This window comes from Brevundimonas vesicularis (assembly GCF_014204545.1).
GTDB classification, from domain to species: Bacteria; Pseudomonadota; Alphaproteobacteria; order Caulobacterales; family Caulobacteraceae; genus Brevundimonas; species Brevundimonas vesicularis_B.
This window is the reverse complement of sequence record NZ_JACHLJ010000002.1, coordinates 495,431-509,079: the sequence shown is the minus strand read 5'-3', so window position 1 is coordinate 509,079 and position 13,649 is coordinate 495,431. Positions and strand designations below refer to the sequence as shown.

Annotated in this window: 14 protein-coding genes; 6 read left to right on the top strand and 8 right to left on the bottom strand. The window is 65.4% G+C overall.

The annotated features are described in order from the left end of the window. The first annotated feature begins 66 nt into the window (after positions 1–66). Positions 67–843: a transglutaminase family protein gene (locus HNP47_RS10655; protein WP_184279535.1), complete on the top strand. Its 777-nt coding sequence runs from the start codon at positions 67–69 to the stop codon at positions 841–843. Positions 844–850: 7 nt separating this feature from the next. Here the strand turns inward: HNP47_RS10655 and HNP47_RS10650 are convergent, their stop codons facing one another. After that, positions 851–2,575, bottom strand: a complete 1,725-nt coding sequence (locus HNP47_RS10650; RefSeq protein ID WP_184279534.1) for a M1 family metallopeptidase — start codon at positions 2,573–2,575, stop codon at positions 851–853. A 109-nt stretch (positions 2,576–2,684) separates the two neighbouring features. Beyond that, complete coding sequence (gene rpmB / locus HNP47_RS10645; RefSeq protein ID WP_026108540.1) at positions 2,685–2,981, bottom strand: 50S ribosomal protein L28; 297 nt, start codon at positions 2,979–2,981, stop codon at positions 2,685–2,687. Positions 2,982–3,217: 236 nt separating this feature from the next. Between rpmB and HNP47_RS10640 the strand changes: the two genes are divergently transcribed. Next, positions 3,218–3,697 (top strand): DUF3617 family protein, encoded by a 480-nt coding sequence (locus tag HNP47_RS10640; protein WP_038294089.1) that lies wholly within the window; start codon positions 3,218–3,220, stop codon positions 3,695–3,697. A gap of 72 nt (positions 3,698–3,769) precedes the next feature. Here the strand turns inward: HNP47_RS10640 and HNP47_RS10635 are convergent, their stop codons facing one another. Both HNP47_RS10635 and fdxA read right to left on the bottom strand, forming a co-directional pair. After that, positions 3,770–4,300, bottom strand: coding sequence for a CarD family transcriptional regulator (locus HNP47_RS10635; RefSeq protein WP_055753908.1), 531 nt, complete (start codon positions 4,298–4,300; stop codon positions 3,770–3,772). 300 nt (positions 4,301–4,600) lie between these two features. Next, on the bottom strand, positions 4,601–4,942 hold the full coding sequence (gene fdxA, locus HNP47_RS10630) for a ferredoxin FdxA (protein ID WP_017505910.1): 342 nt from the start codon (positions 4,940–4,942) through the stop codon (positions 4,601–4,603). A gap of 171 nt (positions 4,943–5,113) precedes the next feature. Between fdxA and HNP47_RS10625 the strand changes: the two genes are divergently transcribed. Next, the gene (locus HNP47_RS10625; protein ID WP_184279533.1) at positions 5,114–5,740 is read left to right on the top strand and encodes a YceI family protein; all 627 of its coding nucleotides are present in this window, start codon (positions 5,114–5,116) and stop codon (positions 5,738–5,740) included. 23 nt (positions 5,741–5,763) lie between these two features. On the opposite strand, the gene HNP47_RS10620 is transcribed toward HNP47_RS10625, so the two are convergent. From HNP47_RS10620 to HNP47_RS10605, 4 genes are read right to left on the bottom strand one after another with little or no spacing between them, the layout of a single operon-like run. Then, positions 5,764–6,042 carry an RNA-binding S4 domain-containing protein gene (locus HNP47_RS10620; protein WP_184279532.1) on the bottom strand — a complete coding sequence of 93 codons (279 nt, stop codon included), beginning with the start codon at positions 6,040–6,042 and terminating at the stop codon, positions 5,764–5,766. Then, entirely contained in the window at positions 6,039–8,528 is a 2,490-nt protein-coding gene (locus HNP47_RS10615) for a helicase-related protein (RefSeq protein ID WP_184279531.1), read from the bottom strand. Before HNP47_RS10615 ends, HNP47_RS10620 begins: the two co-directional genes overlap by 4 nt. A 34-nt stretch (positions 8,529–8,562) precedes the next feature. Beyond that, on the bottom strand, positions 8,563–9,174 hold the full coding sequence (fixJ, locus tag HNP47_RS10610) for a response regulator FixJ (protein WP_184279530.1): 612 nt from the start codon (positions 9,172–9,174) through the stop codon (positions 8,563–8,565). After that, positions 9,174–10,568, bottom strand: a complete 1,395-nt coding sequence (locus tag HNP47_RS10605; RefSeq protein WP_260394787.1) for a nitrogen regulation protein NR(II) — start codon at positions 10,566–10,568, stop codon at positions 9,174–9,176. The genes fixJ and HNP47_RS10605 overlap by 1 nt, the downstream gene beginning before the upstream one ends. A 507-nt stretch (positions 10,569–11,075) precedes the next feature. Between HNP47_RS10605 and HNP47_RS10600 the strand changes: the two genes are divergently transcribed. From HNP47_RS10600 to HNP47_RS10590, 3 genes are read left to right on the top strand one after another with little or no spacing between them, the layout of a single operon-like run. After that, positions 11,076–13,007, top strand: coding sequence for a methyl-accepting chemotaxis protein (locus HNP47_RS10600; protein ID WP_184279741.1), 1,932 nt, complete (start codon positions 11,076–11,078; stop codon positions 13,005–13,007). Next, positions 13,007–13,282: an STAS domain-containing protein gene (locus HNP47_RS10595; RefSeq protein WP_184279529.1), complete on the top strand. Its 276-nt coding sequence runs from the start codon at positions 13,007–13,009 to the stop codon at positions 13,280–13,282. The genes HNP47_RS10600 and HNP47_RS10595 overlap by 1 nt, the downstream gene beginning before the upstream one ends. After that, on the top strand, positions 13,279–13,644 hold the full coding sequence (locus HNP47_RS10590) for a response regulator (protein ID WP_039246220.1): 366 nt from the start codon (positions 13,279–13,281) through the stop codon (positions 13,642–13,644). The genes HNP47_RS10595 and HNP47_RS10590 overlap by 4 nt, the downstream gene beginning before the upstream one ends. The last annotated feature ends 5 nt before the right edge of the window (positions 13,645–13,649 follow it).

Below are 13,649 nucleotides of genomic sequence, written 5' to 3'. Positions count from 1 at the left end.
CGGAACGGCCCCGACCGCGCGGCGTTCACCAGCAACCTTCTCTTCCCCCTTGATCGGCAGATTTTCATGAAACTGCGCGTCCGCGCCGAACTCGTCTATCGTTTCGATCCGCCGACGGACGCCATCTACAAGATCCAGGTCGCCCACTGGCCGGGTCAGGACATTCTGGAAGAAACCCTGACCTTCGACCCGCCGGTCGATTTCCACGAGGACGAGGACATCGACTTCGGCGCCCGCACCCTGCGTTGCCATGTCGAGGGCGAGGTCAAGCTGACCTATGAGGCGGTGGTCGAGAACGGCGTGCTGAAGGGGCTGCCCCCCAGCGTGTCCCAGCATGACTGGGGCGAGCTGCCCGCCGAGGTCCTGCCCTATCTCCAGCCCAGCCGCTATTGCCCGTCGGACCAGTTCGGCCGCTTCGTGACGCGCGAGTTCGGCGACACGGCGGGCGGTGCGCGCGTGCTCGCGATCCTGAACTGGATCAGCGAGAACGTCGATTACGAGCACGGCGTGTCGGACACCGAAACCACAGCGGCGCGCACCTTCATCGACCGGGCCGGCGTGTGCCGCGACTTCACCCATCTGGGCATGACGCTGTGCCGCGCGTCGGGCATTCCTGCGCGCGCGGTCAGCGCCTTCGCCCACCAACTCAGCCCGCCCGACTTCCACGCCATCTTCGAGGTCTGGCTGGACAATGGCTGGTGGCTGGTCGACCCGACGGGCCTGGCGCCGGTCGAAGGTCTGGTGCGGATCGCCTGCGGGCGCGATGCGGCGGACATCGCCTTCCTGACGACGCAGGAGCGCTGTCAGATGGTTCAGCAGTCAGTGACGGTGGCGGCGGCCTGAACCGTCGCTACTTCGGCTTCTGCGCCGCCTTATAGGCCTGAAGCTCGTCGATCACGTCCATCTGGCGCAGCACCTTATTCTGCGGATCGATCAGCACATGGGCGCCGGCCGGGGCCGCGATCTGGCCGCGCCCGCCGGTCATGACGACAGTCTGAACGCGCCCGTCGATCTCGACCTCCAGCGGCATGGGGAAGACGCCGCCGTCGCCCGTCGTCCACTCCAGCTTCAGCACACCGCCGTCGCGGGTCTGGGTGAGCATCGGCAGGGCGGCGTTGTACAGATAGCCGCGGAAGAACCAGCCATAGTCCTGGCCCGTGACGTCGTTGATGATCGCCAAGAAGTCGCCAGTGGACCGGTACAGCGGCGCGAAATTGCCCGGCCGGGGGTCGGGTCGGCCATAGACCAGACGCGTGACCGCCTGATGGAAGGCGGCGTCGCCGATCAGCATCCGCAGCGAATGGCTTATCAGCGAACCCTTGTTGTAGATGTCGAGCCCCGGCCCAACGTCGCCTTTGTAGATCTCGTCTTCGGTCTTGGATGTGCCCGAGACGACGGGATATTTGTTGATCAGACCCTCGCGCTGATTGGCCAGTTCGCGCTGCATGTAGCGGTCGCCCACCAGCCAGCGGGCATAGAGCGGCTGCATGTATGACCCCAATCCCTCGTGCAGCCACATGTCGTCGGCGTTCTGATTGGTCAGCTGATTGCCGAACCATTCGTGGGCGAACTCGTGCTGCAACAGCCAGTCATAGCCCCGGCCGTCGATCTTGTAGCCGTTGCCATAGGCGTTGATCGTCTGGTGCTCCATGCCCAGGTGCGGGGTCTCGACCACCCCCATCTTCTCGTCGCCGAAGGGGAAGGGGCCGACGGCGGCTTCGAAGAAGTCCAGCATCTTTGGGAACTGGGCGAACAGGCCCTGGACCTGTTCGGGGGTGTCCGATTTCAGATGCCAGTAGCGCATCGGGATCGTGTTGCCGAACCGGCTGGCGTAATCGCCCGACACCTCTTCATAGGGCCCGACGTTCAGCGCGATGGCATAGGTGTTGGGCGATTTCGCCGACCAGTTCCAAGTGGTCCAGCCGTCGCCGTGATCGACCTTACCCAGGAAGCGGCCATTGGACGGCGCCGACAGGGCGGATGGCACAGTGATGTGCAGATCGACCCGGCCCGGTTCGCCGTGCGGGCTGTCGATGCAGGGCCAGAAGATGTCGCAGCCCTCGCCCTGAACCGCCGTGGCGATCCATGGCTCGCCCGACGGCGCGGTGGACCAGACGAAGCCGCCGTCCCACGGCGCACGGGGCGCCACGCGCGGCTGGCCGGCGTAGGCGACGCGCAGAGCCACCGACCGGCCCGTGGCCAGGGTCTCGGGCAGTTGCACCGTCAGCCGGCCTTCGGGGTTGGACCAGCGATCGACGGCGACCTCGACCCCGTCGATCTGGACCGAGGAAATGGTCAGCAGCGCATCCAGCTCGACGACCAGAGCGGTCAGGGGCGCCTTGGCTGTGAAGTCCAGCACGGCGACCGCGTCGATAGCCTTGTCGTCGGGCAGGACCTTGATCGACAAATCGGCCTTGTCGAACTGCATCGCCTGCTGTTCCGGCGTCAGCGGCTGATCGGTGGCCAGGGTGAAGGCGGTCGATTCGCGCGGCGTCGGCGCCGGCTGGGCGACGGTGGCGCAGGCCGACAGGGTCAGCGCGCTGGACGCGGCCAAAAGCAAAATCTTGATGCGCATGAACCGTCCCCCGTCTGAGGCGACAGGCTAGCGCGAGCAGGCAATGGCGCAAAGAAAAAGGCCGGTGTTTCCACCGGCCTCTTCCAGAACTCTATATCGCGGTCGCCGATCAGGCGGCGGCTTGTTCGGCCAGCTTGGCGCGAATCTGGCGCTTGATGCGCTGAGCGGCGATCGACAGCTGCTCGTCGCGGGCCTTGACGATGAAGACGTCCAGGCCGCCCTTGTAGTCCAGGGTGCGCAGCGCGGCGTTCGAAATGCGCAGGCTGAACGTCTGGCCCAAGGCTTCCGACGTGACCTTGACCGTCTTCAGCGACGGCAGGAAGCGGCGCTTGGTCTTGATGTTCGAGTGGCTCACGTTGTGGCCGACCATGGGGCCGATACCGGTGAGTTCGCAACGACGCGACATCGTCAGATCCTTAAGGTGCGGCGTCCAGCCCGAGCGTGGGAGAGGACGCATGAAACAGTTGCGCGCGGGAACCAGCCCGCGCGAGAGGGGGCCGTATAAGGGAAGAGGCGGTTCGGCGTCAACCCGAGTCTGGGCCTATCGTCCCCACACCTCGTTCAGCCGTCATTCAAATGCCGCCCTGTATGGCCCATATGATGACGACCTCAAAAGAGACCCAAGCAGAACAGAAGGCTTCCATGTCCCGTCCGTCCTTGATCGACCGTCTGCCCAAGCGCGCGCTCGCCGTCCTGGCCCCGGTGATGGCCGGCGGCTTCATGCTGGCCTCGCCCGCCATCGCTCCGGCCCAGACCGCGGCTCAGTCCGAAGTCCTGCCAGGCTACTGGGAATACACCACCAGCGCGGTGGGCCAGCGCGACACTGAGCAGAAGTGCGTGCGGCCCAGCGAGATCAACCGATTCTTCGGGGGCCTGTCGACCAACAAGTGGCGCTGCACCTATCCGACCCGCGTGGTCGGCAACGGCAACGCCCGCTTCGAGGGAACCTGCCAGGATCGCAAGGGCCGTCGCATCGCTGTCCGCCTGAACGGCACCTACACGGAAACCAGCTTCAGCTTCCGTGGCGGCGCCCAGATCGTGCGCGGCACCCCCTATATCCCCGCCAGCATAACCGCGCGCCGCATCAGCGCCCAGTGCCCGGCCAACGCCGAATACTTCTGACCCCGGCTCTGCGACGCATCAAAAAAGGCCCCGGATCGCTCCGGGGCCTTTTCTTTGTCCGAAACTCGAAGCTTAGGCGGCTTCTGCGGTCGGGATCGGCTTTTTGGCGCTGAGCGACTTGGCGAGCAGTTCGACGGCGGCGTCCTTGTCGATCTTGTTGGCGGCGGCGACTTCGCGCGCCATGCGGTCCAGGGCCGATTCATAGAGCTGGCGCTCCGAATAGGACTGTTCCGGCTGGGTGTCGGCGCGGTGCAGATCGCGAACCACTTCGGCGATGGAAATCAGGTCGCCCGAGTTGATCTTGGCTTCGTATTCCTGGGCGCGACGCGACCACATGGTGCGCTTGATGCGCGCGCGGCCCTTCAGGGTGGTCAGGGCCTTGGTCACGACGTCGTCGGCGGCCAGCGAACGCAGGCCGGCCGTCACGGCCTTCTTGGTCGGGACGCGCAGGGTCATTTTCTCGTGGTCGAAGGTCACGACGTAGACCTCCAGCGACATACCCGCGACTTCCTGGGTCTCGATCGCCGCCACCTTGCCGACGCCGTGCGCCGGATAGACGACCGCGTCGCCAACCTTGAACTCCAGACCAGTCTTGCTCGTCATAATCGTCCTTTCCCGGTCAGGGCCGGGCGAAACGAAGGCGCAGGAAACGCAAACAGGATCTCATCCGCCGGATCGCTCCGTCGGAGGGGATGATGTTGGACGTCAAAAGCGGAAACGGATCACCAAACCTCTGGCCGATCCCGTCTAGGGCGGGATTCTGTCGCAAACACGGGCGGCGCGAAGATTTCGCGGACCGCCCGATCCAATGAAACAGAACCTATCACAAATCTGCGGAATTTCAAAACGTCCACAGGGCGGACGTGCAAACACGGCAAGGCTTGAGCGCCGCCAAGCCTTAAATCAGGAACCCTTGCCCGGCTTGGGGCTGAAGTATTTCTCGTATTTGCCGGTTTCGCGCTCGTACTGTTCGCGGTCGGCGGGGGGCGTGCCCTTGACGGTGATGTTGGGCCAGACCTTGGCGTATTCGGCGTTGACCTGAAGCCATTTGCCGTCGGGCTCGTCCTCGGTGTCCGGCACGATGGCGTCGACAGGGCATTCCGGTTCGCACACGCCGCAATCGATGCATTCGTCCGGCGCGATCACCAGGAAGTTCTCGCCCTCGTAGAAGCAGTCCACCGGACATACCTCGACGCAGTCCATGAACTTACATTTCACGCAGGCGTCGGTGACGATGTAGGTCATTGGGTGAAAAACGGGTGTCGGTCTGTGGGCGGGAGGCCTGCGACATGGCGGCCACGCAACCAACTGTCAACAGCGCGGCTTAAGGCGAGAGCCATTCGCAGCGCCTTGACAGAACAGCGTCTAATCGCAACTGTATTGATTGCATATCCGCCCCATCGACAGGAACTCCCCATGCGCACCCCCTTCATGAAATACGCCGTCGCCGGCGCCGCCGCCCTCAGCCTCGTCGCAGGCGGCGCGGTGGTGGCTCAGGCTGCCCTGACCAAGAACCCCGCCGAAGTCACCGCCGGGAACTACGACCTGGAATCCAGCCACGGCAAGATCACCTGGTCGGTCAATCACTTCGGCCTGTCGACCTATACGGGCCAGTTCGTGAACGTGAAGGCCGTGCTGAAGCTGGACCCGGCCAACCCGTCGGCCTCGACCCTGACCGCGACCATCCCGCTCACCGACGTGGCGCCCAACGACGACCGTCTGAAGGCCCACCTGCAGACCGCCGACTTCTTCGACACCGCCCAGTACCCGACCGCGACCTTCGTCTCGCGCTCGGTTACGGTCGACGCCGATGACGCCAACGAGGCGACCGTGGTCGGCGATCTGACCCTCAAGGGCGTGACCAAGCCCGTCACCATCGAGGTCGAGTTCAACGGCGCAGGAACCGTCATGGGCGCCTACAAGGCTGGCTTCGACGGCGAGGCCACCATCAAACGCTCGGACTTCGGCATCAACTACGCCTTGCCGGCCGTGTCCGACGAGGTGAAGCTGCACATCGAAGGCGAGTTCGTCATTCAGAAATAGGGCTATCGCGCTACTTGAGCCCGTCAGGGTTCTATCGTTTTGTAAAGGGCGCGGGCCTCATCGGCAGGCCCGCGCCTTTCGCCCAGCCCCTCGATCTTCAGGCTGGTGACGCGTCCGTTCTGGGCGAAGGTCAGCAGGTCGCCGACGTGAACGCACCGGCTGGGCTTGTCGAGCCGCGTCTCGCGCCCCTGGTGCGTCAGCCGCACCGCGCCCCGCTCCACCAGACCGGCCGCCAGGCCACGCGTCTTCACGAACCGCGCGCGCCACAGCCAGATGTCGATGCGGCAGGCGTTCTCGTTCAAGCCTTCGCCTTTCGACGCGGACGACGACGCTTGGGCCGGGCCGGCGGCGCCTCCGTCAGGGCGGCGAGGGCGGCGAAGGGCGAGTCCTTGACGATCTTCGGCGCCGCGCCCGGCTTGTCGGGCAAGCGGGCGCGTTCGACCTTCAGGGCGGCGATGATCTGTTTGGCCTGATCGGCGCGCCAGCCCAGATCCGTCAGGGCCTCGTCGGACAGCCGGCCGTGATTGGCGGTCCTGAGGTCAGCCATCTTCTCCAGCGTCTCGACCGGCGCCAGCCACCGTCCCGCCAATCGCAATCCGTGTGCGGACAACAGACGCGCCGAGGCCGGCTCCACGGGCGCGGGGATCAGATCGGGCGTCGCCGGGATCAGCGGCGCGGCGACGAAGGCCTGGGCGAAATGGCGGCCGCGCGGTTTCTGAAGACCAGGCAGCCACACCGAATGCACGCCGATGCGGATGGCGAAACTGCGCAGCGTGCGGCGCTCGACCTGACTGAGCGCGGCCAGATCGCGCTCGACCTCGCGCCGGTCGATCACGCCGCCGGCCTCGATCAGACGGAAAGCGATGCCGCGCGGAAGGCCCTTCAATGTCCCCGACTCCACCGCCTGACGCAGCCGTCGCAGATCACGCAGCGCACGGCCCGCTTCCGCCGCCAGCCACGCCTCGATCCGGCGCTGGGCGCGCTCGCGGGCGGGCGTCGGTCCCAGATCGCCCAGCAGGCGCACGGAGGGCGTAAAGGGATCGACCCCCTGCGGCGTCGCATTGATCTGCGCCGTCAGCACGCCGCGCCACAGCACCGCCCCGTCCGGCGTGACCGAAAATCCGTCGTCGGTCTCGGCCGCCAGACGCCCCAGCCGTCGATTGATCTCGGGCGTCACCGCACGCACGGCGGCCTGGCGCAGGGTGCGGTCTTCCAGGGCCGAAGAGCCCTTCTCCATCTGAAAGCGCACGCCCTCCAGCTGGCCGACGACCTGGCCCTCGACCGTGACCTCGCCGTCTTCTGCGACGCCTGCAAACGTGTCTTCGCGCACGTTCAGCGCTCGCATCAGGGCGGTGGTTCGGCGATCCACGAACCGGGCGGTCAGCCGCTCGTGCAACACGTCGGACAACCGGTCCTCCAGCGCACGGGTCTTGTCGCGCCAGGCTTGCGCGTCGTGAACCCAATCCGGCCGGTTGGCGATGTAGGACAGGGTGCGCACCGCCGACAGCCGCGCCGACAGCTGGTCGATCTGACCGTCGTCACGATCCACGAAGGCGAAGCGTGGCGCCATCCAGTCGTCGGTCAGCCGGCCCCGCTTGCCGGTCAGGGCGTGGAAGACGTCCTTGGCCAACCGGGCGTGTTCATCCAGCGTCGTCTTCTGGAAGTCGGGCAACTGGCACGCCTCCCACAAACGCATGACTGCGCCGCGCGAGCGCCCCACGCGTGCGATCTCCTCATCCTTGATCAGGCGACGCAGCAGGGTCTCGTCCAGCGCCTCCGCCGTCAGGCTCAGTCCCGATCGCTGGGGCGTCACCGTCAGCGAGCGCAGCAGATCGGGCAGTGTGTCGAAATCCAGCCGGGCGTTCCGCCACTCCGCCGCCTCGATGGGATCGAACCGATGCTCGACCACCTGTTCGACCAGATCGGGGTCCAGATCCTCCGCCTCGGCCGTGACGCCGAAGGTGCCGTCGCGCAGATGCCGGCCGGCCCGCCCGGCGATCTGGCCGATCTCATGGGCGTAAAGCCAGCGGGTGCGCCGCCCGTCGAACTTTCTCAGGCCCGCGAAGGCGACATGGTCCACATCCATGTTCAGCCCCATGCCGATGGCGTCGGTGGCGACCAGGAAATCGACCTCGCCCGACTGATACATGGCCACCTGGGCGTTGCGGGTGCGGGGAGACAGACTGCCCATCACCACCGCCGCGCCGCCGCGCTGACGTCTGATCAGTTCGGCGATGGCGTACACCCGGTCCGTCGAGAAGGCGACGATGGCGCTGCGGCGGGGCAGGCGGGTCAGCTTCTTGGAGCCCGCATAGGACAGGGTGGACAGCCGGTCGCGCGTCACGATCTCCACGTCCGGGACCAGGCGGCGTATCAGGGGCTCCATGGTGCCTGCGCCCAGGAACATCGTCTCGAACCGGCCGCGCGCGTGCAGCAGCCGCTGGGTGAAGACGTGGCCGCGTTCGGGGTCGGCGACCAGCTGGATTTCGTCGATGGCCAGAAACTCGACCGATCGCTCCAGCGGCATGGCCTCGACGGTGCAGACAAAATAGTGCGGACGCGGCGGGACGATCTTTTCCTCGCCGGTGATCAGGGCGACGGCCGCCGCGCCGCGCTGCTTGACGATCCGCTCATAGATCTCGCGGGCCAGCAGGCGCAGCGGCAGGCCGATCATGCCCGAGGCGTGACCCAGCATCCGCTCGACCGCCAGATGGGTCTTGCCGGTGTTGGTGGGCCCCAGGACCGCAGTCACGCGGGACGGGGCGAGGCCTGCGGACCGGTCGCTCATGTCGCGACTAAGGTGGCGACGAATCTCTTCGGGCTCAAGCGTCGCTGGCGCGCATTCCGATTCGGACCAGGGTGGACAGGTTCGCGGCCTGCATTTTCGTCATCACCTTGGCGCGAAAGATTTCCACCGTGCGCGGGCTGATCTCCAGCCGCTGGGCGATCTCCTTGTTGGAGCAGCCGTCGATCAGGGCGTCGAAGACCTGCCGCTCGCGCGGGGTCAGGGTGTCCAGTCGGGCCTTGGCGTCCTCGCGCGCGATCCGCTCGGCCTCCAGACTGGTCAGTGAGGCGAGGCAGCTGGAAACCGCGTCCAGCATTCGCTGCGGATCGAATGGCTTTTCGACGAAATCCACGACGCCCGCCTTCATCAACTCAACCGCCAGCGTCACCTCCCCATGACCCGTGATGACGATCACCGGCCAGGTGTCGCCGCGCAGGCTTTTGAGGCGCCCGACCAGCTCAGAACCTTGAAGCCCCGGCATCCGCACATCAGTGATGACACAGGCGCTGCGGTCTTCGGGCAGATTGGTCAGGAAGTCGTCGGCGCTGACGAAACTGCGCGCCCGATACCCGGCCCCGCGCAGCATCAGCACCAGGGCGTCGCGCATGGCGGGGTCGTCGTCGATGATGAAAACAGAGTGCGGGCTCATCAGATTTCGGACTCCGTTGGACGCGGCAGACGAAACGAGAAGGTCGCTCCACCTTGAGAATTTCGGCTGATGACCAGAGTCGCGCCGTGGCTCTCGACGATTGAACGCGTGACCGACAGCCCCAGACCCATGCCGCCAGCCTTGGTCGTCGCCATCGGATGAAAGATGCTGTCGATTCTGTCTTCGGGGATGCCGTCGCCATTGTCGCACACCGCGATCTCATAGCCGTCCGCGCCCAGCGTCCGGCCGGTCACCGTCACGTGCGCGCCCTCGCGTCCGATGACGGCGTCCACGGCGTTGCGCACTAGATTGGCCAGCGCCTGCTGAATTTGAATGCGGTCGGCCAGAACCTGATCGTCGTCTTCTTCCACATCCAGAGCGATCGTCGTGTCGGTGTCCTGTCCCGTCAGGGCGAAAACCGGCGCCAGGTCCAGGACGATCAGCGAGGCCCGCTCCTCGGTGAAGGACTGCGAACCTGTGGCGACCTGTTCGCGCATGCGCCGGATGATGTCTCCCGCGCGCAGCAACTGGGTCTTGGCCAGGTCGATGGTCCTGGCTGGCCGCTCCCCCGGCGGCCCCAGCCGTGTCAGTTCGGCCTGGCCGGCATGCAAATACACGGTGGCGGCGGTCAGCGGCTGGTTCAGTTCGTGGGCCAAGGTTGCGGCCATTTCGCCCATCGAGTTCAGACGCCAGACGCTGCTGAGCTTGTCGTTCAGGTCGCGTTCGCCCTTGCGGATCGTCTCGGCCTGGCTTTGATCGCCCAGCGTCAGAACGATGTGTTCGGGGGCGATGTCGTCGGGGAGCACATTGGCGTGAAGCGTCAGCGACGGCCCGGGTGTATCTATGTTCCGGCTTGTCCAGGGGCTGGAGGACGGAGCCAGAACCTCGCCTCCCTGGCGAGCCTTCGCCAGGGCCGCGTCGTCGAAGCCGGGCAGCAGCGATGCGAACGGCTGCGCCATCGCCGCCTCGCGATCCACGCGCAGCAGATCGGCGGCGGCTGGCGTTACGCGGCGCGTGCGTCCTTCCCGGTCCAGCGTTACGATCGGCGTGGTGGCCACGATGGTGTCGAGCAGCATCTCGCGCAGCGCCAGATCGCGCGTCAGGGCGCGAGCCTGTTCCAACGAGTCGATCAGCCGACGACAGACCTCGGCGATGACCCAGGCGATGACTGCGAAAAGCGCGGCGTTGGTCGCCGCATCAACTGTACTTTCGCGATCCACCAACCACAGATTGGCCCCGATGGCCAACAGGATCGCGAGCACGACCGCCCCCCTTTGCGCCAGCAGAGCCGTAACAATCACCGCCGGAACCAGAGGCAGATAATAGAAGTTTCCAAACGGTTCGAGCGCGCTACGAACCAGCGTCGCCACAAGGATAGCCAGGCACGCGATCAAGACCCCGCTCCACCATGTCATGGATCGGAAATTCATAATTCTATACTGAATGAATCGGGAGATATGCACGGTGAATGCAAGATTTCATAGCAGCGTGATCTAATCCTGAACGGCCAGGTCATTTTCCTGACATTTTGTCATAGACGTATTTTCGATACGTGAAAATACGTATGTGGGGTTGTTGGATTACGCTGGAGCCCAGGCCTTTGCCCTCTCGGGCCCTTCCGCCGACTCTCCAAAGCAATCCTACATAATACCCGGCTCAGGTTCGGTATTAATCATCGCCTCATCCTTAAGCTGCAGAATGACGCAGCTCCGAGGATCGCCATGCGTCGCTCACCACCTTTTTACAGACCTTCGACCGATCGGCCGACGTCGATAGCGACGCAAGAGCAAGACCTTGGAGCAGGGCGTCGCCGACCGCATGGCCGGTCTGCTGCGACCGCCACCCATTCGTTCTGAGTTACCGATCCACCGGGGGATGCTGAGTTGAAGTTGATTGAAAATATGCCTGTCGGCCGCAAGCTGTTCGCGGCCTTTGGTCTCGTTTTGGCGGCGATCGCCGTCATGGGCGCCGTCGTCATCGCCAGTCTGCTTCAGTTGGAGAAGGCCAGCGAGGTTCGCACGGCGGAAAATCAGATCAATCGCACCACCGCGACGGCGGAGTTCTATATCTCGCGTCAGGAAAACGCCTTGCGTGGCTACCTGCTGTCTCAGGATCCCTACTATATCGAACGCATCGACGCGCACCGCGCCAAGTTCCTGGCGGCCATGGAGGAGCTGCGCGGCGAACTGCCCGCCGATCGCTCCGCCCTGATCGACAAGGCCGTGGAGGGCAATGCGACCTGGTACAAGAATGTCGTTGAAGCCGGTTCTGCGATGGTGCGCGACGGTCGCGCGGCCCAGGCCGTTCAGATGGTCGGGCGCAACGGAACGGCCGACAACTACGTCGCGCCGATCGAAGACACGATCGACCAGATCAAGAGCGCCAATGGTGTGGCGCGCAAGGCCTCGACCGAAGCTCAGGCCGCCGCCAGCCGCACCGCGCTGATCGGCACGATCGTGGGCCTGATCTCGGCCTTGGTGATCGCCGTCATCGCCGGTTTTGTCGCGACGCGCTCCATCGTGCGCCCGATCTTCACGATGATCGGCTATATGCAAAAGCTGATGGCCGGCGACACCGACATCAAGGTCGCCAGCGCCGAGCGCAAGGATGAGTTCGGCAAGATGGGTCAGGCTATCGTGGCCTTCCGCGACGCCGCGATCGAGAAGGTCCGCGTCGAAAAAGATGCGCTGTCGCAGCGTTCTATGTCCGAGCAGGAACGCGCCGAACGCGAGGCTGAAAAGGCGCGCGAAGCCGCAGACGACGCGCGGGCCGTTGCGGCCTTGGGCCAAGGTTTGTCGGCTATGTCGAACGGCGACCTGACTCATCGTATCGACATCGAATTCAGCGCCAAGTCCGCTCAGCTCAAGACCGACTTCAATGCCGCTATCTCCCGGCTGCAGCAGGCGGTCTCGGTCGTGGTCAACAATGTCTCTGGCATCCGCTCGGGCGCCGGCGAAATCTCGCAGGCCGCCGACGACCTGTCGCGCCGCACCGAACAGCAGGCCGCCTCGCTGGAACAGACCGCCGCGGCACTGGATGAAATCACCGCCACGGTGAACAAGACCGCCTCTGGCGCCCGCGCAGCTTCGCAGGTCGTTCAGGCCGCACGTGGCGACGCCGAAAAGAGCGGCGTGATCGTGCATGACGCCGTCCAGGCCATGAGCGCCATTGAAGGCTCGTCATCCCAGATCAACCAGATCATCGGCGTCATCGACGAGATCGCCTTCCAGACCAACCTTCTGGCCCTGAACGCCGGCGTCGAGGCCGCGCGAGCGGGCGACGCCGGTCGAGGCTTCGCGGTGGTCGCCTCCGAAGTTCGTGCACTGGCCCAGCGTTCGGCCGAAGCCGCCAAGGAGATCAAGACTTTGATCTCGGCCTCGACGGGTCAGGTCGGTGTGGGCGTCAAACTGGTTGGCGAGACCGGCGAGGCCCTGCAACGCATCGTGGACCGGGTCGCCGAGATCGACAGCCTGGTCACCGAAATCGCGGCCTCGGCCCAGGAACAGGCCGTCGGCCTGGCCCAGGTCAACACCGCCGTGAACCAGATGGACCAGGTCACTCAGCAGAATGCGGCCATGGTCGAGCAGTCGACGGCGGCCAGCCATTCGCTGGCCCAGGAGGCGGAGAGCCTGCAAGCCTCGGTGGCCCAGTTCCGCGTCGCGGCCTCGTCGCCGCGCGCCGCTGCGCCTGCGCCGGTTCGCACGCCTGCGCCCGTCGCCAAGCCCGCTGCTCGCTCCAGCCACATGGTCGCCGCGCTGAAGACCATCGGCCGTGGCGGCGCCGCGCCCCGGCCTCAAGCCGCCGCCGTCGAAGACGGTTGGGAGGAGTTCTGATGACTGAAACCCTGATCCTGTCCGACATGCTGGACCTTAACGCGGCCGAGCCGCTGAAGGCGGAACTGCTGGCCCTGCGCGGTCATCCGGTGGTCTTGGACGCCTCCGCGGTTCAGCGTCTGGGCGGCCTGTGCCTTCAGATACTGCTGTCGGCGCGAAGGACGTGGGCGGCCGACGGCGTCAACCTAAGTTTAGGGTCTGTGTCCCAATATTGGACGGAACAATGGGCGGCCTATGGCGCGCCGGACTTCAACACCGAGGGGGCGTTGGCATGACCAAGACCGTTCTGACGATCGACGATTCACGCACCATGCGCGACATGCTGCTGATGGCGCTGGAAGACGCGGGCTATACCGTGATCCAGGCGGTGGACGGCGTGGACGGTCTGGAGACCCTGGCGTCCAAGGGCGCCGATGTCATCATCACCGACATCAACATGCCGCGCATGGATGGCTTCGGCGTCATCGAGGGCGTCCGCGCCGATCCGAACCACCGCACGACCCCGGTGCTGGTGCTGACGACCGAGAGCGACGTCGAGAAGAAGGCGCGCGCCCGCGCCGCTGGCGCCACCGGCTGGATCGTCAAGCCGTTCGACCCCGCAAAGCTGGTGGACGCCGTCCGCCGCGTCGCCGCCTGATCGCC

Coding starts and splice junctions, on each gene's coding strand:
- HNP47_RS10640 (WP_038294089.1), top strand. CDS start 3,218: ATGTCCCGTCCGTCCTTGATCGACCGTCTGCCCAAGCGCGCGCTCGCC.
- HNP47_RS10615 (WP_184279531.1), bottom strand. CDS start 8,528: ATGAGCGACCGGTCCGCAGGCCTCGCCCCGTCCCGCGTGACTGCGGTC.
- rpmB (WP_026108540.1), bottom strand. CDS start 2,981: ATGTCGCGTCGTTGCGAACTCACCGGTATCGGCCCCATGGTCGGCCAC.
- HNP47_RS10595 (WP_184279529.1), top strand. CDS start 13,007: ATGACTGAAACCCTGATCCTGTCCGACATGCTGGACCTTAACGCGGCC.
- fixJ (WP_184279530.1), bottom strand. CDS start 9,174: ATGAGCCCGCACTCTGTTTTCATCATCGACGACGACCCCGCCATGCGC.
- HNP47_RS10635 (WP_055753908.1), bottom strand. CDS start 4,300: ATGACGAGCAAGACTGGTCTGGAGTTCAAGGTTGGCGACGCGGTCGTC.
- HNP47_RS10590 (WP_039246220.1), top strand. CDS start 13,279: ATGACCAAGACCGTTCTGACGATCGACGATTCACGCACCATGCGCGAC.
- fdxA (WP_017505910.1), bottom strand. CDS start 4,942: ATGACCTACATCGTCACCGACGCCTGCGTGAAATGTAAGTTCATGGAC.
- HNP47_RS10600 (WP_184279741.1), top strand. CDS start 11,076: ATGCCTGTCGGCCGCAAGCTGTTCGCGGCCTTTGGTCTCGTTTTGGCG.
- HNP47_RS10625 (WP_184279533.1), top strand. CDS start 5,114: ATGCGCACCCCCTTCATGAAATACGCCGTCGCCGGCGCCGCCGCCCTC.
- HNP47_RS10650 (WP_184279534.1), bottom strand. CDS start 2,575: ATGCGCATCAAGATTTTGCTTTTGGCCGCGTCCAGCGCGCTGACCCTG.
- HNP47_RS10655 (WP_184279535.1), top strand. CDS start 67: ATGAAACTGCGCGTCCGCGCCGAACTCGTCTATCGTTTCGATCCGCCG.